The 24842-nt window shown below is 57.7% G+C and carries 24 protein-coding genes and 1 pseudogene; 8 read left to right on the top strand and 17 right to left on the bottom strand.

All coding sequences use genetic code 11. From position 1 onward, the window contains the following. Positions 1-212: 212 nt before the first annotated feature. Positions 213-751: pseudogene (locus J3R84_RS33255) on the top strand (ABC transporter ATP-binding protein); the annotation flags it as partial. An 857-nt stretch (positions 752-1608) separates the two neighbouring features. Here J3R84_RS33255 and J3R84_RS33250 read toward each other — a convergent pair. From J3R84_RS33250 to J3R84_RS33230, 5 genes are all read right to left on the bottom strand, one after another. Further along, the gene (locus J3R84_RS33250) at positions 1609-2073 is read right to left on the bottom strand and encodes an SRPBCC domain-containing protein (protein ID WP_171520778.1); all 465 of its coding nucleotides are present in this window, start codon (positions 2071-2073) and stop codon (positions 1609-1611) included. After that, the gene (locus J3R84_RS33245) at positions 2073-2417 is read right to left on the bottom strand and encodes an ArsR/SmtB family transcription factor (RefSeq protein WP_057209084.1); all 345 of its coding nucleotides are present in this window, start codon (positions 2415-2417) and stop codon (positions 2073-2075) included. Before J3R84_RS33245 ends, J3R84_RS33250 begins: the two co-directional genes overlap by 1 nt. Then, positions 2414-3097: a glutathione S-transferase family protein gene (locus J3R84_RS33240; RefSeq protein WP_057218631.1), complete on the bottom strand. Its 684-nt coding sequence runs from the start codon at positions 3095-3097 to the stop codon at positions 2414-2416. Before J3R84_RS33240 ends, J3R84_RS33245 begins: the two co-directional genes overlap by 4 nt. A 449-nt stretch (positions 3098-3546) precedes the next feature. Continuing rightward, entirely contained in the window at positions 3547-3936 is a 390-nt protein-coding gene (locus J3R84_RS33235) for a response regulator (RefSeq protein ID WP_057218696.1), read from the bottom strand. 202 nt (positions 3937-4138) lie between these two features. Beyond that, positions 4139-5059, bottom strand: a complete 921-nt coding sequence (locus J3R84_RS33230; protein WP_203528418.1) for an AraC family transcriptional regulator — start codon at positions 5057-5059, stop codon at positions 4139-4141. 81 nt (positions 5060-5140) lie between these two features. On the opposite strand from J3R84_RS33230, the gene J3R84_RS33225 reads away from it, so the two are divergent. Continuing rightward, positions 5141-6103, top strand: a complete 963-nt coding sequence (locus tag J3R84_RS33225) for an SDR family NAD(P)-dependent oxidoreductase (protein WP_057223520.1) — start codon at positions 5141-5143, stop codon at positions 6101-6103. 139 nt (positions 6104-6242) lie between these two features. Then, positions 6243-7892, top strand: a complete 1650-nt coding sequence (locus J3R84_RS33220) for a PAS domain-containing sensor histidine kinase (protein WP_225906350.1) — start codon at positions 6243-6245, stop codon at positions 7890-7892. Positions 7893-8385: 493 nt separating this feature from the next. On the opposite strand, the gene J3R84_RS33210 is transcribed toward J3R84_RS33220, so the two are convergent. Next, positions 8386-9846, bottom strand: a complete 1461-nt coding sequence (locus tag J3R84_RS33210; protein ID WP_203528416.1) for a cyclic nucleotide-binding domain-containing protein — start codon at positions 9844-9846, stop codon at positions 8386-8388. A 304-nt stretch (positions 9847-10150) separates the two neighbouring features. Between J3R84_RS33210 and J3R84_RS33205 the strand changes: the two genes are divergently transcribed. Continuing rightward, the gene (locus J3R84_RS33205; RefSeq protein WP_057221638.1) at positions 10151-10786 is read left to right on the top strand and encodes a response regulator transcription factor; all 636 of its coding nucleotides are present in this window, start codon (positions 10151-10153) and stop codon (positions 10784-10786) included. A gap of 72 nt (positions 10787-10858) precedes the next feature. Here J3R84_RS33205 and J3R84_RS33200 read toward each other — a convergent pair whose 3' ends face one another. The 3 genes from J3R84_RS33200 to J3R84_RS33190 all read right to left on the bottom strand — a co-directional run bounded on the left by J3R84_RS33200 (position 10859) and on the right by J3R84_RS33190 (position 12990). After that, entirely contained in the window at positions 10859-10981 is a 123-nt protein-coding gene (locus J3R84_RS33200) for a hypothetical protein (RefSeq protein WP_373688531.1), read from the bottom strand. 323 nt (positions 10982-11304) lie between these two features. Beyond that, positions 11305-11784, bottom strand: a complete 480-nt coding sequence (locus tag J3R84_RS33195; protein WP_057218632.1) for a carboxymuconolactone decarboxylase family protein — start codon at positions 11782-11784, stop codon at positions 11305-11307. A gap of 237 nt (positions 11785-12021) precedes the next feature. Further along, complete coding sequence (locus J3R84_RS33190; protein ID WP_057221754.1) at positions 12022-12990, bottom strand: alpha/beta fold hydrolase; 969 nt, start codon at positions 12988-12990, stop codon at positions 12022-12024. A 363-nt stretch (positions 12991-13353) separates the two neighbouring features. Between J3R84_RS33190 and J3R84_RS33185 the strand changes: the two genes are divergently transcribed. Beyond that, complete coding sequence (locus J3R84_RS33185; protein WP_057221637.1) at positions 13354-14250, top strand: LysR family transcriptional regulator; 897 nt, start codon at positions 13354-13356, stop codon at positions 14248-14250. Between the two features lie 94 nt (positions 14251-14344). On the opposite strand, the gene J3R84_RS33180 is transcribed toward J3R84_RS33185, so the two are convergent. The 3 genes from J3R84_RS33180 to J3R84_RS33170 form a co-directional block, all read right to left on the bottom strand. Continuing rightward, positions 14345-15106, bottom strand: a complete 762-nt coding sequence (locus J3R84_RS33180) for an SDR family oxidoreductase (protein ID WP_057221636.1) — start codon at positions 15104-15106, stop codon at positions 14345-14347. A 63-nt stretch (positions 15107-15169) separates the two neighbouring features. Continuing rightward, a complete protein-coding gene (locus tag J3R84_RS33175; protein WP_057221635.1) occupies positions 15170-15649 on the bottom strand; it encodes a carboxymuconolactone decarboxylase family protein in 480 nt (159 codons plus the stop codon). 285 nt (positions 15650-15934) lie between these two features. Further along, positions 15935-16573 (bottom strand): response regulator transcription factor, encoded by a 639-nt coding sequence (locus J3R84_RS33170; protein ID WP_057221634.1) that lies wholly within the window; start codon positions 16571-16573, stop codon positions 15935-15937. A gap of 351 nt (positions 16574-16924) precedes the next feature. On the opposite strand from J3R84_RS33170, the gene J3R84_RS33165 reads away from it, so the two are divergent. Then, on the top strand, positions 16925-17689 hold the full coding sequence (locus J3R84_RS33165; RefSeq protein ID WP_225906349.1) for an SDR family oxidoreductase: 765 nt from the start codon (positions 16925-16927) through the stop codon (positions 17687-17689). Positions 17690-17773: 84 nt separating this feature from the next. On the opposite strand, the gene J3R84_RS33160 is transcribed toward J3R84_RS33165, so the two are convergent. The 5 genes from J3R84_RS33160 to J3R84_RS33140 form a co-directional block, all read right to left on the bottom strand. Continuing rightward, positions 17774-18214 carry a hypothetical protein gene (locus J3R84_RS33160; RefSeq protein ID WP_057221633.1) on the bottom strand — a complete coding sequence of 147 codons (441 nt, stop codon included), beginning with the start codon at positions 18212-18214 and terminating at the stop codon, positions 17774-17776. Positions 18215-18423: 209 nt separating this feature from the next. Continuing rightward, the gene (locus tag J3R84_RS33155) at positions 18424-19206 is read right to left on the bottom strand and encodes an alpha/beta fold hydrolase (protein WP_057221632.1); all 783 of its coding nucleotides are present in this window, start codon (positions 19204-19206) and stop codon (positions 18424-18426) included. A gap of 479 nt (positions 19207-19685) precedes the next feature. Then, a complete protein-coding gene (locus J3R84_RS33150; protein ID WP_057221631.1) occupies positions 19686-20432 on the bottom strand; it encodes an SDR family oxidoreductase in 747 nt (248 codons plus the stop codon). Between the two features lie 669 nt (positions 20433-21101). Further along, positions 21102-22070 carry an MBL fold metallo-hydrolase gene (locus tag J3R84_RS33145; RefSeq protein WP_057221630.1) on the bottom strand — a complete coding sequence of 323 codons (969 nt, stop codon included), beginning with the start codon at positions 22068-22070 and terminating at the stop codon, positions 21102-21104. A 303-nt stretch (positions 22071-22373) separates the two neighbouring features. After that, positions 22374-22823, bottom strand: a complete 450-nt coding sequence (locus J3R84_RS33140) for an Rrf2 family transcriptional regulator (RefSeq protein ID WP_057221629.1) — start codon at positions 22821-22823, stop codon at positions 22374-22376. Between the two features lie 71 nt (positions 22824-22894). Here J3R84_RS33140 and J3R84_RS33135 point away from each other — a divergent pair, with 71 nt between their 5' ends. Beyond that, positions 22895-23593, top strand: coding sequence for a TehB-like domain-containing protein (locus J3R84_RS33135; protein ID WP_203528414.1), 699 nt, complete (start codon positions 22895-22897; stop codon positions 23591-23593). A 24-nt stretch (positions 23594-23617) separates the two neighbouring features. Beyond that, positions 23618-24832, top strand: a complete 1215-nt coding sequence (gene hmpA, locus J3R84_RS33130) for an NO-inducible flavohemoprotein (RefSeq protein ID WP_203528413.1) — start codon at positions 23618-23620, stop codon at positions 24830-24832. Positions 24833-24842 lie beyond the last annotated feature (10 nt).

Genomic DNA, 24842 nt, shown 5'->3' with positions numbered 1-24842 from the left:
CTTATTCTCAACCTCTGGTGACCTTTGGCGAGACCATATCTCGCCCGGTCTCGAAGCCGGGCCGCGACATTTGACGCCCTCGCCATACCGGTCCTCGCCCTCGACGATCACCTTCCCGAGATTAACCCAACTTCGTCGAACGCAGCCCCGCCTCAGGCGACGGATCATCCACCTTCCACCCAGCAGGTTCGCGCCGGTGATTAGGCTCGCAGCTGTTTCAGGACCCATTCGGTTCCATCCACCCGCGGCACGCGATCGGTCGCACGCTTCTGGAGCCACTGGAGATCCATGGGCTGGATCGGCGCCAGGAACGGGTGAACAAAGCACTCGAAGATGTTGGTTTGCCACAGAATTTTCGATATCGGTTCCCGCATCAGCTGTCCGGCGGCCAGCGCCAGCGCGTGGCCATTGCCCGGGGGCTCTGTCACCCCACATTCTACTGCTCGATGAACCGACGTCGGCGCTCGACGTGTCCATCCAGGCCGAGATCCTGAACCTGCTGAAAGATCTGCGTGAGCGAGAAGGGCTGACATATATCCTCGTCAGCCACGATCTCGCCGTGGTCGCTCACCTGTGCGACCGCGTTGCCATGATGCAGGATGGTGGCTTCGTCGAAGTTGCGGAAAAGCGGCAGCTGATCAAGCGGGCCGTTATCCACCCCTACACCCGCACCCTGATCAACGGCAGTCGTGGCTACATTCCTCGTCGCGATGATCTCACGTTAACCTGCCATGATTTTGTTTGCTTATAACTGGCGACGATTATCCGGGCCCCTGTTAGCTACAAGCGCCATCGATTTCCAGCATCATCGCTGACGCGTCTAGAAAGTTTGGCTCGGCCCATGCCGGTCGCTTAGGTCGAAAGCCGGCTACTTCAAGCCATAGCGAGGCAACGCGACAGCCACCTTTGCTAAATAAACCATTGGCTGTGTACCGCGATCATAGCGCGTTTTGGGAGGTAGTCTTATATTCCGTTTTTGAAATATACATTGTGCTTATGTCCAATGGGAGAGGAGGACACCGTGCACGGACCTAGCGTCAAGGACACCCGCGAGCGCGCGGCTTCACCGATCGAATTACAGGATCTTGCAAAAAAGCTTGCGGCTCTCGCTCGACAAATCAAGACAATCGCAGCAACACCTCTCAGCGAGGGGGGGCGATTTGGACGACAGCGGCCAAACCTCTACGAGTGCAGCAAGGCTGCATCAGCCGCGATCTATGTGACAAGAAAGTCACCGAAGGCAAAATCGAAAAACCGTTGGTGACCGTTTCAGCATCGACACCTTTGGCATCAGCGCGGACACGGTCAGCCCGTCGCACATGAAGGATGTCCAGATCGAACTGATGCCGCGCTCGAAGGAAAAGTCACGGACGGGCAATATGGCTGGCGCGAGGTGCAACAGCGCCACCGGTAGCGAAGGCTAGGCGGCGTTGGACCATCAAGGTGCGTCACGTAGGTTCTGTTTGAGGCGCCCCCGCCAAGCTGATCCGAGCCCGGTCAGATGCGCGCTTCGAGGAACGGAATCATGCCACTGCTATGATGCGTAAGTAAAAACAGAAATTGCACGACAAAAGCCCGTATTGCACCAAAAGCGGGAGTTCAGGCCCATCACCCAACCGAGGCAGCTTCCATAGCCTGGTACAGCCGATCAAATCCAACGCCTGTGCCACTTTCTCTTCTCTCTGCGTGCTTGACATCTGCAAACATGGCTTGCTCGGTGAAGGTCATCTCGGTTCCTGTAGGCGTGCTTTCGAACTCCACGGTTACAAGAGATGAAGAAAAGCTTCGGCCATCTGTCCGCATCGTATAGGCATAAACTATGCGTTGCCGCTCGGCGATTTCGAGGAAATGAGCGGTCATCTCCTGAACGATCCCCTGAGGCATGCGCCAGACCAAGCGTTCGCAACCATCGACTCGGAAGTCGAACCGATCTTCCAGCACATGCCAGTCGGGATGACAGGCATTCCATTGTCGCTTCAAGGCACGATCAGACCAAAAGCGAAATGCGTGAGCGGGGCTACCCGGCAGTGCGCGCTTGATGACGAACGTGCGGTGGTCGACATTGACTCCCATCAGTGATCCTTCTTTTCCGGTGTTTGCGCCATCAGAATAGCCAGTCGATCGAAGGCATCGTTCATCTCGCTCTGGCGCTCATCGATCCAGTTGCCCACTGCACGAAAGGCGTCTGGGCGCATCCGGTAGGTCCGCACGCGGCCGACCTTTTCGGAGATGACGATGCCGCCTTCCTCGAGGACACGAAGGTGCTTCAGGACCGCCGGAAGTTGCACGGCCGCTGGTGCAGCGAGTTCCTTCACCGCGGCCGGTCCCTTCGAAAGCTGCTCGATGAAGGCTCTTCGGTAAGGATCCGAGAGAGCATGAAACATCCGATCGAAATTCGTCTGCGGTGTGTTCTTCATTCAGTCTTCTCCCGGAAGCGCTCTGGCAGGGCCTCCTTATAAGGGAAAAACCGGAAGAAGGGACGTGCCTCGTCCATTACACGCGCCACCGACGGGCGTGACAGGAGCCGATCCAGATAGGAGGACAACGCGGGCCTCACGCCTCCAATCGGATGAACGACGGATGCGAAAAACAAGGCTGGGAAGGCGGCGCAATCCGCCAGCGTGAAGTCGTCACCCACCGCCCAGGCCTTTCCCGATAGCTGCGTCTCGATCATTGCATAGGCCGTCTCGAGCGCCTCATGCGCCTCGGCAACTCCGTACGGATCTCCGGCTCCGGCCGGCCTGATCCGGTCCGTGACGATCTTCTGCATGGGCACACTGACATGGAGATCATAGAAGCGATCCCAGAGCCGCGTGTCCAGCCGCAGCCGTGCGTCGTCAGGGAGGAAGCGGAATTGCTCGGGGTATCGCGTCTGCAGATACTCAATGATGATGCTCGTCTCGGGCACGACGCGACCTGTTGCGCTATCATGCAACACGGGAATCTTCCCGACAGGCCAACGTTCAAAATGCGCTGCGGCCGATCCCGGATCGGAGAAATCCACCGTCCTTGCCTCAAAGACCAGCTCGCTTTCATAAAGGCTTATGAGAACCTTGTGGCAGAAGGAGGCAAGTGGGTGGATGTAGAGCGTCAGCATGGGCCACTCCTAAGTTTCCAACATTGGAAACTTATAGACCTGCCCTTCCATCGACGCAACAACAGTTTCCTTTCTTGGAAACCTTTTTGCGATTTCGAATGGCGATAGACTGCAGGGAGTAGCACCGGTCCGATCACCCGAAAACGGAAGGCGCGTCCGACAATGTTGCCCATGCCGTTCGGCTCACTTGCCGAATCGGCTGGTCGCGGCTGCCCTCTTGGCATCCAGCCAAGCCGTTGCCGGAGGACTGGAGGAAGCGCACCGGGCGATGCAGCGCCCGCGCACGCCCGGCGCGAACTTGCGCATCTCCAACCTCAAGAACTGGCTTGCGATCCATCGGCAGAAAGATCTTGAACGCTTCGGGTCTGCGCCACGCGCAGGCAAGAGAGATCTTGCCGAGTGGAAAGCGGCTCGCACATTGTCGCCGGCATCCCTTCGCTTTCATCTCGTCAAGCTAATGCGTCTTTGACCGCCGCAAGAAGAACTCGGGTGTCGAACGGCTTGCGGAATATCCCCAAGTTCGATGTTTCGCTCCGTTTGCCTTCAATGTCGTGGCGGCCGGTCATCAAGAAAACCGGCATTTCCGGCCGAACAGAGTTCACGGCATCGCAGAGTTCAAAGCCATCCATTCCTGGCATTCCAATATCGGTGATTATGACATCCAACCCGGAGAGACCGTTGGAAAGCAAAGACGCGGCAGACGGGAACCCGCGCGCAGAATAACCGGCCGATTCCAGCAAGTCTTCCAGCGCTTCGAGCACAACCGGATCGTCATCGACGACTGCAACGACGGGTCGCTGTTTACTTGCCTGCTGTTCCTGTTCCCCATCGATTGCCATGGATGAACGGTCCTCCTGGCCATGCACTGTCACTTGAACAGACTGCGGCATGCAATCTTCTCCACCTGCACCAATGGCTAGCGAAAGCACAACGCATTGTCACGGCACTTCTCGTTAAAACAATCTTAAGGTGAACGAGGCATTTGGTGATTGGTTCCTTCTTCCAGGAGCCCTATCACTCCGGAGAACTATGTCACCTCGATCATGTGTGCAGATCGGCCTGCTTCCGGCGGTATTGTCGGGGAGACATGCCCATCACCCGGCGAAACATGGCACTAAATCCACTGTCAGTCGCAAATCCAAGTTCCTGGCCGATATGTGATATCGGCAAATTGCTTCCGCGGAGCTTGGCGGATGCCAATCTCACCCGCCAAAGGGCGATATAGTCCATTGGCGACAATCCCACATGAGCGCGAAATCTTGCCGCAAACCCAGACCGCGATTGCCCGGCGATGCGCGCCAGTTCGCTGACCGTCCAGGCACGAGCCGGATCTGCGTGAATGGCTCGCATCGCTGGGCCCAAGTTTCGATCAATCAGAGCGTGAAGCCATCCGACGCCCTCGTCGAGCTTCGCCAAATGCGCACGCAATACGTGAATGAAAGCAAGGCGCATGAGGTCGTTACTCGCCAGTCGAGCTCCAGGCCTGCCGCTGTCCCATTCGTGATCCAGCTGCTCCAATAGCCACCCTACTGGTGCCATTTCATCCGCCCGTATTACGACAACGGAAGGTAACACGCCCGTTACGAACAGAACGTCGCCAGCGTCGAGTTGAAGCGTCCCACCGAGGACAGTGAAGTCCGTCACAGCGCCGATTTGTGCGGGTCCCGCTGGCGAAAACACCTCCTGTGCAGGAAGGGCCGGCGTATCCGGATCGTTGGCAAGCTCATAGTGGACGCCGGCTACGATGATACAATCACCAGCGTTGATCCGCACTGGCTCGGCGCCACTGAGGCGTAGCCAGCATTCGCCGCGCCGAACAAAATCGAACTTGAGTACCCGCGGCAAGGGAAAATGGACGGCCCAACTCCCGCCAGCCTCCAATCGCATCGAGCAGAGGGCTCGGGCGCCAAGACATTCCAGAATGGATGAGAGTGCATCTTCGTTGGGCTTTTGGACGATCACGACAGTACTTTGGCGCCTTGATGATGGATCCTCCAGAGGTAGTGCCGATATATCCCTGGCACAAGCATCACGGAGCCATACATGCACAATCCGAATCTCATTAACTCGCGTTTTGGTGTTGCCAGCACAGCACAGCAGGTGGTCGAAGGGCTTGACCTAAATGGCACGACCGCCGTTGTCACTGGCGGCTATTCAGGTCTAGGTCTGGAGGCAACACGCGCGCTTGCCAGCGTCGGCGCTACCGTCATCGTTCCGGCGCGGGACTGCTCAAAGGCCGAACGAAATCTTGCACATCTGCGCAACGTAACGATCGCTGACCTGGACCTCTCGGTTCCCAGCGAGATTGCGGCATTCGGGGCAGAAGTCGTTTCCAGTGGGCGACCCATATCGATGCTGATCAATAGTGCCGGCGTCATGGCAACCCCACTGTGGCGCAACTCGGACGGCCACGAGGGGCAGTTTGCGATCAATCACCTCGGCCATTTCCAACTGACCGCGGCTCTATGGCCGGCGCTCACGCGCGCGAATGGCGCGCGTGTTGTCAGTGTTTCCTCACGCGCACATCAGGCGGGAGGTATCGATTTCGACGATATCCATTTCGTCCGCCGCGCCTATGACAGCGTGCTCGCCTATGGTCAGGCCAAAACAGCAAACGCATTGTTCGCAGTTGAGCTCGACAGGCGCGGACGCGAAGTCGGCGTGCGCGCCTTTTCATTGCATCCGGGCCAAATCCTGACCGATATTGTCAGGCACCTGACGCCGGAATACTTGGCACGGTTCGACGCATACGATGCAGACGGAAACCTGCGCATCGATCCGGCGAACGGCCGCAAGACCCCGCAACAAGGCGCCGCTTCAATGGTCTGGGCAGGTGCCAGCCTCGAGCTTGACGGGTTTGGAGGTGAATATCTCGAAGACTTCGGCGTCGCCCAACCCTACAACGGCGAATTAGGCAGCAAGGGGGTTGCAAGTTGGGCAATCGATCCTGTTGCGGCACGGCGTCTCTGGGACGCATCGGTTTCGATGACTGGAGCCTTTGCTTGATGAAATATAGGGGGACGCCGACCCGGCTGCAGGTGGGCCGGCAAGATCACGGCTGCACCTATCCACGAGTATAGTCCTCACCGCAGCCGGCTGCTGATAGCGTCTATCCATCGACACAAGCATTGATGACATACCGCTTTTGACGCCACTCCCCGATCATGCCCGTATCGCCTTGGACAATTCCGCCTATCGGCGTCGCTCGGCGAAAAACGGCAATCAACAGACCCGTAAAAACCCGGTGACCATGGGTGGCGTCCAGAACGCTACGCCTCACGATATCGTCAATACAGTTGCGGCCGCAGCTCTTGGTGCTGCGGTCTTCTACATCGATGCGTTTACTCAAATCGAGAGCGCGATAGCGGTGCTCTATGTAATCGTGATGCTACTCTCGGCGGGCTTGCTGAGCCGACATGGAGTGATTTTCGTAGGCGTGACATGTAATATTCTGACCCTCGTCTCCTATACGATGGGTCACGGCTTCATTTTCGACATCTCCAGTCTGCTTCGCCTGACGGTATCGCTTTCAGCCATTTCCGTTACCTGTGCACTCATCCTCAGGAACGCTGCAGCTCGCACCGAGCTCATCGCATCGAACAAGGCGCTTCGCGACAGCGAGCGCCGTTATCGCTCGATCTTCGAACAAAGCCGGGTCGCCCTATGGGAGCGCGACTATTCCTCAGTAAGAACCTATCTTTTGTCACTCAAGCGTGAAGGCGTCGCCGACTTTCGATCCCATGCCCTTGGTAATCCTGACGTCGTGGAAAAATGCGCCCGTTTGATCAGGACGATTGCTGCAAACGATGCTGCCATCGAACTGCTTGGCCATGTAGCGACAAAGGGAATCACCGTCGCGATGACAGGACACGTCCTGGCCGACCGTGAAACGACCATCAACCTCCTTGATGCGATTTTCAGTGAACGAAAAAGCCTCGAGCAGACCGGAACTATCGTCAGGCACGACGCCGAGACCCGGCAGGTGATCATCAGTCTGCGCTTTCCGGAAGACACGGCTGCCTTTGACCGCGTCGTTGTCGGAATGGTCGACATCACACAACGAGAGATGACACAGAAGGCGCTGTTGGAGGCGCAGGCCGAGTTGGCCAAAGCAGCAAGAGCCGCAACCGTGGGCGCCCTATCTGCCTCGCTTGCCCACGAACTCAACCAACCGCTCGCCGCTCTGACTGTCAACACTCAAACCCTGTTGAAGTGGTTGTCCAGGGCCCCGCCAAACCTCGTCGCGGTGCGGCGATCAGCGGAACGAATGGTGCGGGACTGCAAGCGCGCAAGCGACATTATCGAGAATACCCGGCGCCTGCTAAGGCAAGAACGACGCATGCCAGAGGTCTTGGATCTGATGTCGCTGGTCGACGAAACCTGTGCATTGATGACGCCGGATCTGCTTCGCGGCAAGGTCGACATCCGCGTCGAGTCCGAAAGGGATTTGCCTGCTGTGAACGCAGTCAGGATCGAACTTCAGCAGGTGTTAGTTAACCTGATCGCCAATGCAATCCAGGCGATGGAGAGCATGGACGGCGCCAGGAAAATGATCCGGATCGGTTTGGCGCAGGCAGGCACCACTTCGGTTAGGATGTCCGTCATGGATAACGGCCCGGGGATATCGCCTGCTATCATGGGTAAGTTGTTTGCAGCATTCCAGAGCACAAAACCATACGGCTTGGGGATCGGCCTCGCCATCTGCGTCAGCATGGTGGAGGCAAATGGCGGCACTCTCAAGGCTGAGAATGCCGCCGGGGGTGGCACTGTTTTCGAGATAACGCTTCCCGTATGATATCTTTCGCACAGGGACTGGCGATAATTGGGTACTAGCGAACCCGGCGAAGCGAGCGAATGATATTCATCTGTAGCTCGTGGCGGGACGCATATCGACCCAGCAAGGTAATCAGCCGCCGCTCCTCCGCCTCATCTACACCCGCGTGCCGGCAGTACTCCGATACTTCCAGTAAAGGTTGCGCTTCCCGGCGAGAAAACCATCTGACCTCATTCGACGGCATCGAGCCAATTCCATCTACATCTCACTCACCACCAGCTCCCTTGGGCAAAGACATGGGAAACATGAGGTGTCGCAATGCTAGACCGAGGTGATAGGAGCCGAAACTATACGGAAGTTAGTCAAGGTGCTGCCGAAGTTGGGACGCGGAGCCGGAAGGCGTGTCCGTGACAACGTTCCGGGCCAACGCTATACAGAGCCGCCGTTAACGGCCACTATGGCTTTGGGTTTTCGCGGCACCGAACGGTCGAAAACTCAACACGGATCTAAATCTCTACCCGTTGGGCATCGCCCATAGAACGGGTGTTTTTTCCGTCTGGGAGGGAGGAGTATCTGATTGCCCGTCGGATATGGTCCTGGAAAGCCTCGATGCGAGATCTTCCGCCAATTCTGGGTGAGATCCGACAACTTTATCGAGCGCCTCCTTTGCGATGACGAAGACGGAGATTTCGGTCAGCGCCTCGAAACTGCCGCTCTCCGGTGTGTCCGAAAGCAGATGGCGCGCGCCGAAGATTTCGCCAGGATAAAGCCGCTCGATATCCTTTCCGTTTTGCCGCCTGCAAACGACACCGGACTGTATGATCATCAAGCTCGAAAACGTTTCATTCTCTGCCACGATTGTCGCGCCTGCAGGAAACTGGCGGGTCGTCGCTTGACTACCAAGCGCGTTGCGCTCGTCGAGAGGCAATGCAGCAAAAGCAGGCACGGCCCGCAGCAACTCCCTCGTAGAGAGCATCGTCGGCGTCAGGTGGCTCCCGATGGGAGATTGTGTGCCAAACACATAGGAGCCGGCCGGCATCGCGAGCGAGACGCCATTTTCCGCGCAATGGCGGAAGACAACATCGATGACCTCATTGCATGCAGCCACGCGTTCGCCCGGAGCGGAGACATAGAAGAGCAGCTCCACGTCTATGCCCATAGCATCCATCTTTTTGAGCGCCACCGTTGGCGGCACCTCTTTGGAAATCAGCTTGCAGCTATCGAGAGCCAGACTCAGGACCTCCATCGATACGCCCGGTGGGAGTGTAGGAGCGATCCTCATTGGCAGTTTGATCTGGTGCGTTTCGGTCGGGCGGCTGAAATTCGTCAGGCCGAGCTTCGCAAGCACACTATTTGGAAGCACGATGAGATTGTTTGCCGATGTAAGGATGCAGGTCGCCCGCCAATTGCTTGCGACAACTCTTCCCTCGGTTCCATCTGCCAGCAGAATCCAGTCGCCCAGAACATAGGGACGCCCAATCGTCAGGGCGATGCCGGAGAAGACGTCCGACAGCGTATTCTGCAAGGCAAGGCCCAGAATGATCGCCACGACGCCGGAGGTTGCAAGAAGTGTACCGATCGGCACGCCGAAGACGAAGGCCATCATTGAAAGAGTAGTGCCGAGATAGACGACGGCCACCAGGAGATCTTGGATAAGACGCGCTTCCCTGGGGCGCTTGTCCAGCACTATGTAGATGCGCGTAAAACCGATCACTGCCCAGGCAAGGTGCGTCCACCACAAGACCTTACCGCAGTCGACGAGAAACCGCGCGAACACTTCTTCGTGGATCCTCTCAAACCGAAAAGGTGCAACCTGTGCAGTGAAAAGAGCTGCCGTCATCGCGGCGAAGAAGATGATCTGAACGATAAGTCGTGCATTGGGACGACCTCGTCCCTGCAGATGCCATACTATGATTCCCGCCACCCCAAGCAGGTTCAGCATTACGAGCGGCACTAAAGGAAGGGGCGTCGGCATGGTTTGCTCCGATTAACGGTTCGCCGGCATCGCGCGAAAATATGGGAGACTCGCGTCAGCGCGGCGGCACAGAACGACGGGAGCCACTGTGCAAGGCTGTAGCCTTCGCACGGACACGCAGGAACCCAAACGAAGGTACAGCTTGCTGTAGGAACGAAGGTGTGAGTTCGATTGCCGACGGCGGAGGCAGCTCGGCCGCCGCCGCTCGAACGAAGCAAACGTTGGTTTTATAGCCAGCTTAGTCCCTTGGAGTAAAATCGCGGTCCACGAAGTGTCGAAGCGTGACAACTAAGGGAGCGATGCCGTGCCTGAACACGCAAACACCGTTGAGACAATCACCGACATTCCGGTGGTAAACATTATCGACGACGACGAGCAACTTCGCTTGTCGCTGCTCGAACTTTTCGAAGCCGTAGGGATGCAGGCCGTGGCCTTCGTCGACACAATCGATTTCGACCACCGGGGCGACCCACAGACTGTCGGTTGCCTGTTGCTTGATGTCAATTTGCCGGGCGTAAGCGGTATAGAATTTCAGCGGAGGCTGTCGGAAGCCGGCTTCGATGTACCAATCGTCTTCATGACTGGAGACGGAGACGTGACGACGAGCGTCTCCGCCATGAAAGCGGGAGCCATCGACTTTCTCTTGAAGCCATTCCAGCCAGACGACCTCATTAGCGCGGTCACCACGGCGATCGAAGAAGGCAAAAAACAGCGTGAAATCGCTTTCAGACGGAGACATGTTCGCGAATGTGCGGCAAGCCTCACACCGCGCGAAAGACAAGTGATGAAGCTTGTGACAGATGGGCTGATGAACAAGCAGGTCGCCTATGAATTGGGGATCAGCGAAATCATGGTCAAGCTTCATCGCGGGAGCGCCATGAGAAAGATGCAGGCCCGCTCTCTCAGTGACCTCGTGAGAAAATCCGAACTGCTTCAGTGAACATCGCACGTGCATGCCTCGAGCGACACTTCACAACGAACTCCGGTTGGTGGCAGATTGGCAGTGTCAGTATCACCGCTGTCGAGCCTGGGTAATGACGGACACGTCCGCGTCGAGGAGATACCTGGCTCCACGCAGCGTCTTGATCAATAGCGGGTTCGAAGGCTTCTCTTCAATCTTGCGTCTCAGCCGCAAGATGAGAACGTCGACGCTTCGATCGACATCCCTTCCTACCCGTCCTTGTTTCAGCCATCAGCGGCTCGCGCGTCAGCACTCGACTTGAACGAGCGATCGAGATTGGCCCGAAACGCGTTTACGATCGTCCGGGTGGACGATTTCGACGATCAACCCTGCCAACTGGTTGGCACTTTTGCGTCGCTCCACCCTCCTTATCCTCGATGCCGGCCCATTGAAGCAGCTGGCGATTGAGATAGGAGGTCCCATCGCGGTCGCTGACCGAGGTCAGGACCGCAGTGAATTGGAGGGCGGCCGTGAGGTCACCGGCCACCCATTGCTCGTTAGGCCAGTTGCGCCTTATCGAGGCCGAAAACCTTGTCGGCGGAGCCGGGCACAGCTTTGACCGCGATGCTGGCGCGATTCCATGCATTGATCGCCATGATCTGGAAGGTGAGATCGGAAATTTCCTTCTCAGACAATTGCCCCCGGACCTTTTCGTAGAGCTCGTCCGGGACGCCGCTATCAGAGACCTTGGTCAAGGCTTCGGTCCAGGCAAGCGCTGCCCGCTCGCGGGAGGAGAAAAGGGTCGAGTCGCGCCACACGGCAACGTGGTGAAGGCGAAGCGGGCGCTCGCCATGCATAGTCGCTTCCTTGGAGTGCATATCGAGGCAGAACGCGCAGCCGTTGATCTGCGATGCGCGAATGTCGACCAAGTCGAGAATAGACTGCTCGATCGTGCCTTTCTTGACTTCGTTGCTAAGCGCCATAAGAGCCTTGAAGAGGTCCGGCGAAAGTTGAGCGTAATTGAGGCGTTGGGTCATTGTCCATCATCCATGGTGAGGAATGAAATTTTCCACGCGCAAACAAGCTTTGCTGCGACGCAAGCATCGTGCCCAAGCGATCCTCGGGCGAATAGCTATACGTCTGTTTGGCTTGCCGCCGGTTCGATGCCGCAAAATTCCTCAAAGGTGCCTTACAGGCGGGGATAACCCGCCCGCTAAACAGGTATCGATACGCTTTCGAGGAAGAGAGGGCGCCGACGGCACCCTCTCGCATCATCAAGCCGCGATAAATTCCAGCAGATCCTCGTTGATAAGACCGGCGTGGGTGGTCGCCATCCCATGGGGAAGACCCTTGTAAACCTTCAGCGTCGCGTTCTTCAGGAGCTTTGCCGAAAGGAGGGCGGAGTCTGCGATCGGGACGATCTGATCGTCATCTCCGTGGAGTACGAGGGTCGGTACATCGATTGATTTCAGATCGTCAGTAAAGTCGGTTTCAGAGAACGCCTTAATGCCAAGATAGTGGGCGTTTGCGGCACCAGCCATGCCCTGGCGCCACCAGTTTTGGACCATCGCCTCAGAGCGTTTCGCTCCCTCCCGGTTGAAACCATAGAAGGGGCCGCCGGCAAAATCGAGGTAGAATTGAGACCTGTCAGCCGCCAGACCGGAGCGCAAGCCGTCGAAGACCTCGACTGGAAGGCCGCCAGGGTTGGCCGAAGTCTTGACCATGATCGGGGGGACAGCGCCGATAAGGACAAGCTTGGAAATGCGCCCCTTTCCATGGCGGGCCGCATAGTGAGCCGCCTCACCGCCCCCGGTGGAGTGACCGATGTGAACCGCGTTGCGAAGATCGAGGTGCTCTACCACAGCAGCAACATCCGCTGCATAGTGATCCATATCGTGTCCATCGCTTACCTGGGCGGAGCGACCGTGGCCGCGTCGGTCATGCGCGACGACTCGGAAGCCCTTGCCGAGGAAGAACAACATCTGGGCGTCCCAGTCATCGCCGCTGAGGGGCCATCCATGATGGAATACGAGCGGCTGCGCGCTTTTCGGACCCCAGTCCTTGTAGAAAATCGCAGTACCATCTTTCGACGTGACGTATTCGCCATCGGACCGATGTCCGGCACCCTTGGCGGGCTCCTTGGCTCGCGCCGAGCTGGCGGCAACTGCCGTTGTGGCGGCGGCAATACCCAGTGTGCCTGTCATCATGTCTCGCCGCGTCGGCGTGGTGGAACCCAGGTTCATGTTCATCTCCTATTCAAAGAAATATTGGAAAATAAACCGTGTAAATCTGAGGATCTAAACTTCATCGATCTACAAATCCGGCGACTAACCGTACCAATCGATACGATTGGTTGTAGCTATACGTTCGTTTCGTACACCTAAGTTTAGGCGAACGGCGACAGGCACGGATAGAAGGTATCGGACGGAGTGGGTCGTTTCGCCCGGCGTCCATGTCGCCGATCGCTTCGACAAAGCTTGATAGGTGCTTCTGGCGCATGCAAGGCAACCCAAACTTCTGTTTGATGTCTCGATCAGGAAGAGAGCGGTAAGACTGGCGGCGCCCTGCCAACGATCAGAGCGTCACAACAAGTCGGAGATCACGACATGCTTAGGCTGCTGAGGGAAGCAACCGGACTGATAGCATTCGTTCGCACGGTTCAGACAGGCTCCTTCAGTGCGGCTGCGCGGAGCCTCGGAGCGACGCCATCGTCAATTTCTAAAAGCATTTCGCGATTGGAACGCCTGCTGGGCGTGCATCTGTTCCGCCGCTCGACCCGACTTCTGGCGATGACGCAGGAAGGTGAAGCCTTCTACGACAAGATAATGCCGTTGCTCGAGCAGATCGACAGTTCGGCAGAGACGGTTCAGTCTTATCGGGCGCCCGCAGGTCATCTGCGTGCCAGTTTGCCCAGCGAACTCGGCAGGATGATTCTGGAACCGATATTCACCGAGTTCGTCCCGATGTACCCGGAGATTTCGTTGTCTGTTGGCATGACGGACCGGCACGTCGATCTCCTGAGGGAAAACTATGACGTGGCATTCAGGGTCGGCCAGGTCGAGCAGGCAGGCCTGATGTGCAAGACACTCTCGCACCTCGACATGACGCTTGTCGCATCGCCTTCCTTTCTCCGTAAGCATGGAGATATTGAGAGCCTTGGCCAACTGAAGAACATACCATTCGCCCGATATGTCGCAGATGGCAAACCCTATCCCATCGGCTTTGTTGACGGCGGCAGCATCTTGCCGTCAGGCCGGATCGACCTGGATTCAGCCACGGCCATCCGCGATGCGGCGCTGAGCGGCGTCGGTGCAGCACATCTGATAAAGCGGACGGTCCAGGACGATCTCGATCGGGGTCTTCTTGTCGAGCTCCTTCCGCACGTGAAATTGCAAACGGTTCCGTTCCAGGCTGTGCATGCATCAGGCAGATTGCCGAGCTTCCGCCTGCAGTTGTTTACCGACTTCATCGCAACGTTGATGCGATCCTCGGCAAGGGAATAGACTGACCGTGATAGGTGCTAATAGCGAGCAAAACGGTACGAGCGCTCGCGCATGCGAGGGAGAGCCGGAGCCTTCATCGGCTCCGGCAAAGGCGTTAGCGCGCGGGCGGCGGAGTGGCCGTCTTGACCCACTCCGAAAAGCCAACTGCGCCGAGCCGGACACCGGCGGCAGGCATCAGGGTCGTGTCGTCTAGAAGAGCGCCGAAGTATCGCGTCTTGTTGTCAACGACGATCTCCCGGTGGTCTCCGATCTGCCGGAGGTATTTCGTGACGGCATCTGCGATCTTGATGGGCTCCGGGCCTGCAATTTCAACGATGGCATTGCGAGGTTGGCCAAGCACCAGATCGGCCAGAGCGTCAGCCACGTCATCCGACAAGATCGGCTGCATCATGGCCGGCGAGAGATGAACTTTTTCACCCTCGGTCCCAGATTGGGCGATGCCGAACATGAACTCGAAAAATTGCGTCGAGTGAACCAGCGTGTAAGGAATTTTCGCTTCCTTGATAATCTTTTCCTGGGCCAGTTTCGCCCGAAAATAGCCGCTCGCCTGAAGACGTTCGGTTCCAACGACCGAAAGCGCGACGTGATGCCTCACGCCGGCGACTTCTTCAGCGGCCATCAGGTTGCGGCCGGATGTCTGGAAGAATTCCATGACCGCGTTGTCTTCAAAGGACGGCGAGTTTGCAACGTCCACCACGACTTGCGCTCCGGCCAATGTCTTCTCCAGCCCCTCGCCGGTGATTGTATTCACTCCGGATGCCGGCGATGCGGCAATGACTTCATGCCCCTTCCCCTGAAGGCGCTTGACCAATTTCGAGCCGATGAGGCCGGTTCCACCGATAACGACGATCTTCATAGTTCGCTCCTTGAGTATGAGAATTCCAGCTGGAAAGCGCACCAGTCGGGTGCGCCGCGTTAATTACTTCAGGTCTGCTTTGTCGAGGCCGAGCATGGCATCGGACGAGCCCGGTACTGACTTGAACGCGGCATTTACGCGGGTCCACGCGTTCGCCGACATGACAGCAAAAGTGAGATCGGAGATTTCCTTCTCGCTGAGATGCGAACGAACGCGTTCATAGATTTCGTCGGGAACGCCGAGATCCGGCAGTTTCGTCACGATTTCCGCCCATGCGAGGGCTGCGCGCTCCCGGGGTGCAAAAAGCGTGGATTCACGCCACGATGCCACGTGGTAGAGGCGCAGTTCACGCTCGCCCTGGATCTTCGCCTGCTTGATGTGCATGTCGAGGCAATAGGTGCAGTTGTTGAGCTGCGCGATGCGAACGTTGACCAGGTTGCGAATGGATTCCTCGACGGAGTTTTCCTTGGTCGCCGTCACGAATTCCATGAACTTCTTCATGAGATTCGGCGATTCCTTCGCGAAATTAATGCGCTGTGTCATTATGTAGTTCCTATATTTGATCCGTCGGTCCACTGGTGTGACTGTCGGCAGATGCAAATCTAGGGAATTACGATTGGGCTCATAGCTAACCATAGGTTTGGGGGGCGTGTGCGGCTTGCTTAATCGCGTTATCCTGGCTACGGGGATTTCCACCCCTGCGGCCTTCGGCAAAAGTATCAATTTGCTTCTGATGTGGTGGTACTAAGGAAGTGACAAGGTGGCTCCGCATCAAAGGCACGGCGATGCTCCGCTGGCCAACTTTTCCCGATTGCTGGTGTCGGCTTCTCAGTTCCGTCGAACTTGCTCGACCTTCCGAACGAGATCCGCGAGCGAGCGAGCCTGCATCTTGCGCATGAGGCTCATGCGATGGAGCTTCACGGTCATTTCGCTGATACCGAGCTGATACGCGACCTGTTTGTTCATCAGCCCGCTGACGACCGCAAACATCACCTCCAATTCGCGGGGCGTGAGGGTGTCGACCAATGCTTGGATTCGATTCCGTTCCGCGTCCACCTTGCGTCGTTCGGAATCGAGCTTGATGGCTCGATCCACCGCATCAAGGAGATCCTGATCGGCGAAAGGTTTGATGATGAAATCCATCGCCCCCGCCTTCATCGCCTTTACACTCGTCAGGATGTCCGCATGACCTGTCAGAAAGATCACGGGAAGACGACTACCGGCCTTCGACAGACGCTCTTGAAGATCCAGGCCAGTTCCTCCCGGCATTCGGAAATCGAGTACGAGGCAACCTGGCGCACAGATGTCAGCCGTTTCCAAAAACTCGGGACCGTTGGAAAATGCGGTCGCCCGCTTGTTGGTCACCATGAACAGATCAAGCAATGCTTCTCGCATCGCCTCGTCGTCGTCAACGACGTACACAATCGGCTCGGCCGCGTCTTCTATCTTGGGTTGAGTGTGTTGCATCAGATTGCCCTCAACTTTTATCGCGCAACGGCCCGTCATACATTCGAGATATGGCGTTGTCCGACCGACGGTTCAAACCCGCACGCACAGCGAAGGTTATGACGGCTTGTCTTGCCGTTGAAGCTATATTTAACACGGATGAGGGAGCTCGTGACCGTACACCTTGGTCTATGCGGTCCTATACCCTGCGGCATGTTCTTCACTGTCACGTGGGTCGTGGAAACCGGAGCTTGAGCTAATGGATAAGGTGCAGGGATTGGAGGCTAGATTGCAGCAATCGGCGGTCAACCCATAACTTCGTTTAGTCGAACGCCCGGGCCAAAGGCCTATCATCCGCTCGGCATGTATCGGATGGAGTTCGAGATGAAAGTAGCGGTAATCGGCGCGAGCGGCGCCATGGGTTCCAGGATCGTCGGCAGACTGCAAGGGGACGGACACGATGTCGTGGCTGCATCGAAGAAAACAGGGGTCGATGCCTTGTCCGGTGAGGGTCTGGAAAAGGCACTGGAAGGTGTCGATGTCGTTATCGACGTTACAAATTCCGGCTCGTTCGGAGATGGCGATGCGCTGACCTTCTTCAGGCAATCGGGGAAGAACCTGCTCGGAGCAGCCAAGACGTCCGGGGTCCGGCATTATCTGACGCTCTCCGTCGTGGGAACGGACCGCATGGTTGAGAATGACTACTTCCGCGCCAAACTCGTCCAGGAAAACCTGATCCGGTCCTCCGGATTGCCTTACACGATCGTCCGTTCCACCCAATTCTTCGAGTTCTTCAGCGGTATCGTGAACGCTGCGGCGGTCAACGGAGATTTACGCCTGCCGGCGATCGCCGTACGTCCGGTCTCAGCAGACGAAGCGGCAAACTGGATCACAAAGCTGGCGGTGGCCGTGCCGCAAAACACCATCGTCGAACTTGGCGGACCGCAATCCATCGAACTCGCCGATCTGGCCCGCGAATTGCTCACTGCCACCGCGGACAATCGCCCGGTCAGTCTCGACAAGGACGCACTATACTTCGGTGTGGCATTACCTCCAGACGGGCTTTTGCCCATGAAGCAAACCATCTCTGGCAAGCTGTCTTTCCACGAGTGGCTTACCAAGAGCATTGCCGGTTAGAGAGTACCCGCAGCTTCCGTTCGGTTAGATGATGGAAAGAGCGGTGCAAACTGCATCGCCCTTTCCATGAACGATTTCGTCCTTTCAGGAGACGATCTCTTTTGCATTTGGCAGAGTAGCCAATCCTTGACCGCGAGCGCATGCCCAGCCAGTGGCGGCAATGCCGAAAAGTGCCGGCAAGCTCACAGCAGGAAAATCGCGCAGGATAACGGAAGCCGAACATATCCCGACCGCAACTTCCCAGAGATGAAAGATGGCGTGTGCGATCAGCCAGAGAGTTGCAGCTCCCCAAAGCTCGATTCGGCGGCCCGGCCTGAACCAGCCGATCGCGAAGGCCAGAGCGATGAAACCCTGAATGATGCCGATGTCTCGAATGAAATGCTGATTGTAGAGGCCCGTATCGGTTACTCCGGGGACGAAATAATACCATCCTTCCGGATCATAGAGCATGTATACCGAGAGCCAGGCGGCGAGCAGTATGTTAAACCATACCATGGCAAGGACGGTGTATCTGAGGGGTTCCATTCTTCTCTCCTGCTTTCGATAGGCAACAGGGTAACACCGAGAGTTGGGCTGTGCCTCCCAAACCAAGGTTTAGGAGATCGCGACCCATGCTGGCCGGAGCGTCGCCCGGCCACCTTTGGAGAGGCGGCGCGCGCGCCAAAGTCACGCTACGCGATATGGACGATCGTTTGGGAACCCGCCTCCCGACACCGGCCCATCGCAGCAAAGAATTACTTCGCCGACGCGGCTTGCTCGATGAGCTTTGCAACTTCGCCGGGATGAGAGATCATGACGACATGTGAGCCACCTTTAACGACAACTGTTTTCCTGGAGTTTGCGCGGTCGGCCATCCACTGCAGCGTATGGGGCGGAATATTCCTGTCGGCATCTCCGTGGATGAACCAGGATGGTATTTCCTTCCATGCCGCCTTCGGAGCGGGCTCCGCCAATGCCGCATCGGTGATAGGGCGCTGGGTCGCAGCCATGAGCTTCGCCTCCGCCAACGGCACGTCGGCTGCAAATTGCGCCGGGAACTTCCTTTGATCGATGTAAAGGTCCTTGCCCTCCCCGTTGGCGAGTGCGACCGCCTCACCCAGAGCCGAGGCGAGTGTGCTGCCCGGGAATTTACCCGAGAGATCCACCGCCGACTCCCCGATTTCCGGAGCGAATGCGGCCACGAAGACCAGTGCTTGAACGTTTTCCATGCCGGCGGCGGCATCACTGATCACAGAGCCGCCGTAGGAATGTCCGACAAGGACAATTGGCGCCTTGATGTCCTTCACGGCACGCCGGACATAATCCCCGTCGCGCTTTACGCCACGGAGCGGATTGGCCACCGCTAGGACCGGATATCCATGCTTTTCCAAATGTGAAATGACCTCGTTCCAGCTCGACGAATCGGCGAACGCCCCGTGAACCAGGACGATCGTCGGCTTGTTCGATTGCGTGAAGCCCGGTATTGCCGACGTGGTGTAGAGCGCCAAAGCCAAAGCCAGTTTTGCGATCTTGTGCATTCCCTTGTCCTTCTAATTTTGCCGGAGGATGTGTTTTCGCCGCTCGACTGCTGTCCGTTGCCCACATTCCTAATGCGGCGGTGGCCATCAGGCGCATTCCCTGAGGCTACGCGTGATTTGGATTGGTTTTTCCGGATGCTTCAACCCAAACCTAGGTATGGGCGCCCCCCGCTGACGGCAGGTGTGGACAGAGCAACAGCGCGCGCGGGAGGGGCGAACGCTGTCCAGGGACCGCACATTCATCCGGAAATGACCCGTCCAGTCACCAGCGTTGCTCGACCGGGCCGCTTAGGAAGACGCGCCTTCGACAACCCCTGATTGGCAAAAGGCGCCGACCCGCATTCGATGGAATTCGGCACCACGGCTTCAAACCTGAAGCCTTTGAAGTGAAGCCGAGCGGCACCGATCAATGACGGCTTACCACTTTGTGCGGAGGCGGTCGGTTGCCGAGAAGGGTTCAGCAACCGACCTCGGTGTCATCAGGTGAGCGACATTCCACCATCCACGTGCAGTTCGATGCCGTTCACAAACGTTCCAGTGGCCGCCAGGAATAGGGCTGCACGCGCCAGTTCCTCAGGACGCCCCAGCCTGCCCGCTGGGATAAGCTCCGACATCTGTTGCTCGAACGCGGGACGTTCAGCCTCACCTATGCCCAGTTTGCCAAGAATCTCCGTCTCGACCGGGCCAGGGCTCAGGATGTTCACCCGGATCTTGCGATCCTTGAATTCAAGCGCCCAATTGCGTGCGAAGGCCGCAAGCGCGGCCTTCGATCCCGCGTATACTGTATGCTGCGGCAGGATTTTCGTCGCTGCGAGCGAGCTCGTGACGATGATGTTTCCGCCTTCGCGGATGAGAGGAGCCAACGTCTGGACTCCAAAGAAGACGCCACGCGTATTGGTGGCGAAATGGCGGTCATATTCTTCTTCCGTCACCATGGAAGAAGGCAGGAGGTTTATCACGCCGGCATTTGCCATATAAATGTCGATTGCGCCGAACTGGTCGCGAACTCTTGCGGCGAGGCGCTGGTGATCGGCGATGTCGGCAGCATCGCCGCAAAAGCCGGTGGCACCGTTGCCGATCTCATCGACAGCCGCGTCCACAACGTTTTGCCGCCTGCCGGTAATCACGACTTTGGCCCCTTCACTGGCGAACAGCCGAGCGGTTTCCTTGCCGATACCACTGTTACCGCCGGTGATGATGGCTACCTTGTCTTGAAGCATTTTCATTTTTTGATCTCCGTGTTTGCGTGCCAGAGATAGATCTTGTCTGGGCCCGCGATTAGCGGCCCCCTGGGAACAAGATGTGTTCCCGGCAACGGGTAATGCGCATTGTCTGGCAGGTGCGCGCATCCCCGGCGCCTGTCGGCTCGTGGCAACAGCGCCGGTCAAAGCACTGAGCCTCGCCATCTCGGTGTCGACGTTGTCGCCCACAAGCGAGCCGGCGGTCGTCGTTGGTTGCTCTCATCCGCCGCGGCACCGCATTCAGGTCGCGCGGCTGCTGACCCGGAAGAGACGGTGCCATGGGCGTTCTGGAGCGCATATTCGTTTGTTCGGGCATTCAGGTTCGCGGAATGGACGCTCTGCTCGCAAAGCGGACCTGGAGTAGCGCTTGCCGCGAACCAATACGAAAGCCCAATGGCTGTCATGAGCGTTGCACGGACGCACTGAAGGGCTATTGCCGCCGAAAAGGAAAGCTTCCTCTCAGCATCGCGTATGACGCTTCCGTTGCAAGGCCGGACTGGGTTGGGTTAGGGCCCACCGTCATATATAGCGCGATTGCGAGCTCTGCTCGCAATCGCAAGGCGCACGCCGGCACATAGGCTGGCGTCGCACCTGGCAGCGTTCGACTGGGTTCAAACGCGGTGGTCATTTCTGTCAGTGCCAGCTCAGCAACTGTCAGTAATCCCAGAAAATCGGCACCCAACGGAAGGCGTCTCCGTCAACCGCCACGCGGCCAACGGACGGGAACGGCAGGTGTGTGGCCACCAGCTGTTCGCCGGTCTCCGCCAACTCCGTCAACAGCCGGACCCGGACGCGGGCCGCCTCCTCGGGGTCGTGCTCGAAACCGTTGTGCCAGTCGGGATGGTCGAACCCGACCGCGAACACAGCATCGCCGGCGAACGTGAGCCGGTCGCCGCCAGACGCCAGGCGGACAACGCTGTGCCCGGGGGTGTGGCCGCCGGTGCGAACGGCAACCACCCCCGGCGCCACCTCATGTTGCTCGTCGAACAGCCGCAGCTGGTTACGGTACTCTTTCGCGAACTTTTTCGCGGCCGCTCGAAGCGCGTCCGGGAACCCCGGCGGCATGGAGACGTGGGTAAAGTCGGGCGATTCCCAGAATTTGACCTCGGCGGCGGCCACGTGGATGCGCAGGTCCGGACGAAGCCGGTCCTTCACCCCGTCGACGAGCAACCCGCCAACGTGGTCCATGTGCATGTGGGTGAGTACCACGTCGGTAACGGATGCAAGATCGATGCCGGCCGCCTCGAGCCGTTTGACCAGTTGGCCGGCCCGCGGGAGGTTCAAGTCGGGGTCCAAGCCCAGCCCAGCGTCGATGAGTATGGTTTGACTGCCGCTGCGTACTACGACCACATTCAGTGACCAGTCGAAAGCGTCCTGCGGAAGGAACATGTCGTCCAGCCAGGCCGCCCGCACCGCCGGGTCAGCGTTGTGTCCCAACATCTTGGTTGGAAGCGGCAGCACCCCATCGCTGACCACCAGCACTTCAATCTCGCCGATTCGCAGCGCATAGCGCGACGGAACCAGCTCCTCGGGAACCGGCCTGCCGGTATTAACGGTGTTGTCCAAGCTCATTTTTGTCTCCTTTTGACCAATCGTACGGAGTGCGGCTTCTGCCTGCGACATGGTGCACTCCTGTTTTGAGTGACCGAGACGGGTCGATCACGAGCCACGACATCGACGCTATGTTGAAGCGTGTTGGCGGTCGAGCCAAACCAATGGATAGGGTAGCCGTGCCCCCAATTGGCGTCGGCGAGGCATGGCTAAATCCGCCGCGCTCTCAAACATACATGTCAAAACAGCGGGTTAGCACTTGAGTGGCGGCGGTTTGCAGCCGCAGGCGACAAGCCGCAGAAACGATAGTTGCAACGCCATTTCCTGCTTCCATCCCGCGGCAACACATGGCGCGCCAGCGGCACCAGCTCGCTCTTAAGAACCGGAAGCGTTCTGGAGGTCTGCGGGCTTGAAGCCCAGAAGCGTGCCGAGCGCCGAGCGTCTCTCGACGAGATCCGCCAGCGTATACTTGTCGAAAACCGCCACAAAGGCCGCAGTGGCTTCCGAAAGAACGATCGGCAAGGTGCAGGCCGGTGCGATACGACATCCTTCGCAATCGATCAGGTCCGTCAAGCCCTCGGTGTGGCGAAGCAGAGCTCCCAGATTGATTTCGTTTGCAGGGCGGGCAAGCCTTATGCCCCCGTTGCGGCCGCGCACGGACACCAGGAAGTGTGCGTTTGCAAGGTCCTGAACCACCTTCATCATGTGGTTTTGTGAGACCGAGAATGTATCCGATATTTCGCGGATCGAGCTAAGCCCCGATGACCGTGAGCCCAGATAGATCATCAATCGCATGGCGTAGTCGGTGTATTTCGTGAGCTTCATCGGGGGTCTGCGTCAAAAAGTCCAATCCAAAAACATGCATTTCGTTAGCATCTTTTCTCTCGAGCGAATAGATGCATCTCAGATACATCTTTAAGGCAAAAGCGATGAGTACCGACGCGATAACCGAAGCAGACATCCGGATGGTCGTGGAACGCTTTTACGGAGAAGTTCGGGTTGATCAGCTCCTCAACGAAGCATTCACCGCCATAACCGAATGGGACGATCATCTCGAACGCATGACGGAGTTCTGGAGTTCGATGATGCTGTCGACAGGGCGTTACAAGGGAAGCCCAGTTGCAATGCATCTGATCCACCTGAAACACATTCGGCCGGAAATGTTCGAGCGCTGGTTGGCACTTTGGGAGAAGGTCACGTCAGACGCACTCAAGCCCGAAGTAGCGACAGAGATCCAGCGAAGGGCCGCTAGAATAGCCGCGCGTTTGTCGGCTGCCTTGTTTGGAGCACAGCGCCCAGATTGTAAGACCTTGGCCCCCCAGATCTCCTGCCGACCGTATAGAAGCACGCCGGTCTTCAACGAGGCCACAATCCCCGGACCACTGCTGAAATGCCATCAGCTTCGACCCGGGACCTGGGTCAAGCTCAGCGTGATCGAGGGCAGTCTGATCTATCACCGTGATACGCAGCCGGCGATCAACGCAGGCGCTGGCGCCACAATCATTATCCCGCCGGACGTTGCTCATCATCTTCAGATCGTGGGCCCGGTAAAATGCCAGCTGCACTTCTACGATCACCAGCCCAGCCCCCTGTGACACATCGTATCGAAAGGAAAGACCATGCCGAAACCCCTCTCGTCCCAGACAGTCCAAATTGTAAAGGCCAGCGTCCCGGCGCTCGCCGCGCACGGCACGAACATTACAAAGAGCATGTATGCCCGCATGTTCCGCGACGATCATATTCGGGAGCTGTTCAATCACGCCAACCAGGGTGAAGGTGGCTCGCAAGTCAACGCGCTCGCCGCGGCCATTCTGGCCTATGCGCAGAACATCGATAACCTTGGCGTGCTCGGCCCTGTGGTTGAGCGCATTGCTCACAAGCATATTGGCTATCATATCCTGCCGGACCACTACCCCTATGTCGCAAAGGCACTGCTTGCCGCCATCGAGGACGTGCTCGGAAGCGCGGCAACACCTGAACTCCTGGATGCCTGGGGCGAGGCCTACTGGTTCCTGGCGGATGTTCTTCAGGAACGCGAGGCTGAAATACGCGATGAGCTTGTGAAGAAATCCGGCGGCTGGAACGGCTGGAGAGATTTCGTCATCACCTCAAAGGTTCGCGAAAGTGAGGTTGTCACATCATTCGTCTTGGAGCCCAAGGACGGCGGTCGCATCTTGAGGCACAAACCCGGCCAATACCTCACATTGCGCTTCAAGCTTCAGAGTGGCCTGGAGATCAAGCGGAACTATTCAATCTCCAGCGGCCCGAGCGACAGTTCCTACCGGATTTCTGTAAAGCGGGAAGCGCGTGGACAAGGTGGATCGCGCCATCTTCACGATACGGCGACGGTCGGTACGGTCTTGAGCGTCACGCCTCCGGCGGGTGACTTCTATCTTCCGGAAATCCCTCGGGCACCGGTCGTCTTGTTGTCGGGTGGCGTCGGGCTGACACCCATGGTCAGCATCCTGGAGACAATCGTCGAAGAGCATCCGAACCTCGAAGCTCACTTCGTCCACGGCGCGTTGAACAGCACTACTCACGCCATGGATCAGCATGTCCGCAAGCTCGCCAACGCTCACGGCAACATCAGGATCAGCAGTTTCTATAGTGATCCCCGCAGCGAAGATGCGGCCGGCTTGTCTCACGACTTTGATGGCTTCATCACGGCGGAATGGCTTCGGGAAAACACACCTGTTCACGAGGCCGAATACTACCTCTGTGGACCCAAACCGTTCCTTCGTGCCCTCGTCCCGGCGCTTGTCAGGGAAGGCGTTTCAAGCGAGCGGGTGCACTACGAGTTCTTCGGGCCATCGGACGAACTTCTTGCCGCCTGAGCGGCCGAAG

Origin of the sequence: Ensifer canadensis (assembly GCF_017488845.2) — a bacterium.
Lineage (GTDB): Bacteria > Pseudomonadota > Alphaproteobacteria > Rhizobiales > Rhizobiaceae > Ensifer > Ensifer canadensis.
This window is presented reverse-complemented; position numbering and strand designations above follow the sequence as displayed.

Coding starts and splice junctions, on each gene's coding strand:
- J3R84_RS33135 (WP_203528414.1), top strand. CDS start 22,895: ATGCATCTCAGATACATCTTTAAGGCAAAAGCGATGAGTACCGACGCG.
- J3R84_RS33195 (WP_057218632.1), bottom strand. CDS start 11,784: ATGACCCAACGCCTCAATTACGCTCAACTTTCGCCGGACCTCTTCAAG.
- J3R84_RS33180 (WP_057221636.1), bottom strand. CDS start 15,106: ATGAAGATCGTCGTTATCGGTGGAACCGGCCTCATCGGCTCGAAATTG.
- J3R84_RS33160 (WP_057221633.1), bottom strand. CDS start 18,214: ATGGAACCCCTCAGATACACCGTCCTTGCCATGGTATGGTTTAACATA.
- J3R84_RS33245 (WP_057209084.1), bottom strand. CDS start 2,417: ATGAAGAACACACCGCAGACGAATTTCGATCGGATGTTTCATGCTCTC.
- J3R84_RS33225 (WP_057223520.1), top strand. CDS start 5,141: ATGCACAATCCGAATCTCATTAACTCGCGTTTTGGTGTTGCCAGCACA.
- J3R84_RS33250 (WP_171520778.1), bottom strand. CDS start 2,073: ATGGGAGTCAATGTCGACCACCGCACGTTCGTCATCAAGCGCGCACTG.
- J3R84_RS33210 (WP_203528416.1), bottom strand. CDS start 9,846: ATGCCGACGCCCCTTCCTTTAGTGCCGCTCGTAATGCTGAACCTGCTT.
- J3R84_RS33145 (WP_057221630.1), bottom strand. CDS start 22,070: ATGTCGCAGGCAGAAGCCGCACTCCGTACGATTGGTCAAAAGGAGACA.
- J3R84_RS33150 (WP_057221631.1), bottom strand. CDS start 20,432: ATGAAAATGCTTCAAGACAAGGTAGCCATCATCACCGGCGGTAACAGT.
- hmpA (WP_203528413.1), top strand. CDS start 23,618: ATGCCGAAACCCCTCTCGTCCCAGACAGTCCAAATTGTAAAGGCCAGC.
- J3R84_RS33185 (WP_057221637.1), top strand. CDS start 13,354: ATGCTTAGGCTGCTGAGGGAAGCAACCGGACTGATAGCATTCGTTCGC.
- J3R84_RS33165 (WP_225906349.1), top strand. CDS start 16,925: ATGGAGTTCGAGATGAAAGTAGCGGTAATCGGCGCGAGCGGCGCCATG.
- J3R84_RS33140 (WP_057221629.1), bottom strand. CDS start 22,823: ATGAAGCTCACGAAATACACCGACTACGCCATGCGATTGATGATCTAT.
- J3R84_RS33170 (WP_057221634.1), bottom strand. CDS start 16,573: ATGCAACACACTCAACCCAAGATAGAAGACGCGGCCGAGCCGATTGTG.
- J3R84_RS33175 (WP_057221635.1), bottom strand. CDS start 15,649: ATGACACAGCGCATTAATTTCGCGAAGGAATCGCCGAATCTCATGAAG.
- J3R84_RS33190 (WP_057221754.1), bottom strand. CDS start 12,990: ATGAACCTGGGTTCCACCACGCCGACGCGGCGAGACATGATGACAGGC.
- J3R84_RS33155 (WP_057221632.1), bottom strand. CDS start 19,206: ATGCACAAGATCGCAAAACTGGCTTTGGCTTTGGCGCTCTACACCACG.
- J3R84_RS33235 (WP_057218696.1), bottom strand. CDS start 3,936: ATGGCAATCGATGGGGAACAGGAACAGCAGGCAAGTAAACAGCGACCC.
- J3R84_RS33240 (WP_057218631.1), bottom strand. CDS start 3,097: ATGCTGACGCTCTACATCCACCCACTTGCCTCCTTCTGCCACAAGGTT.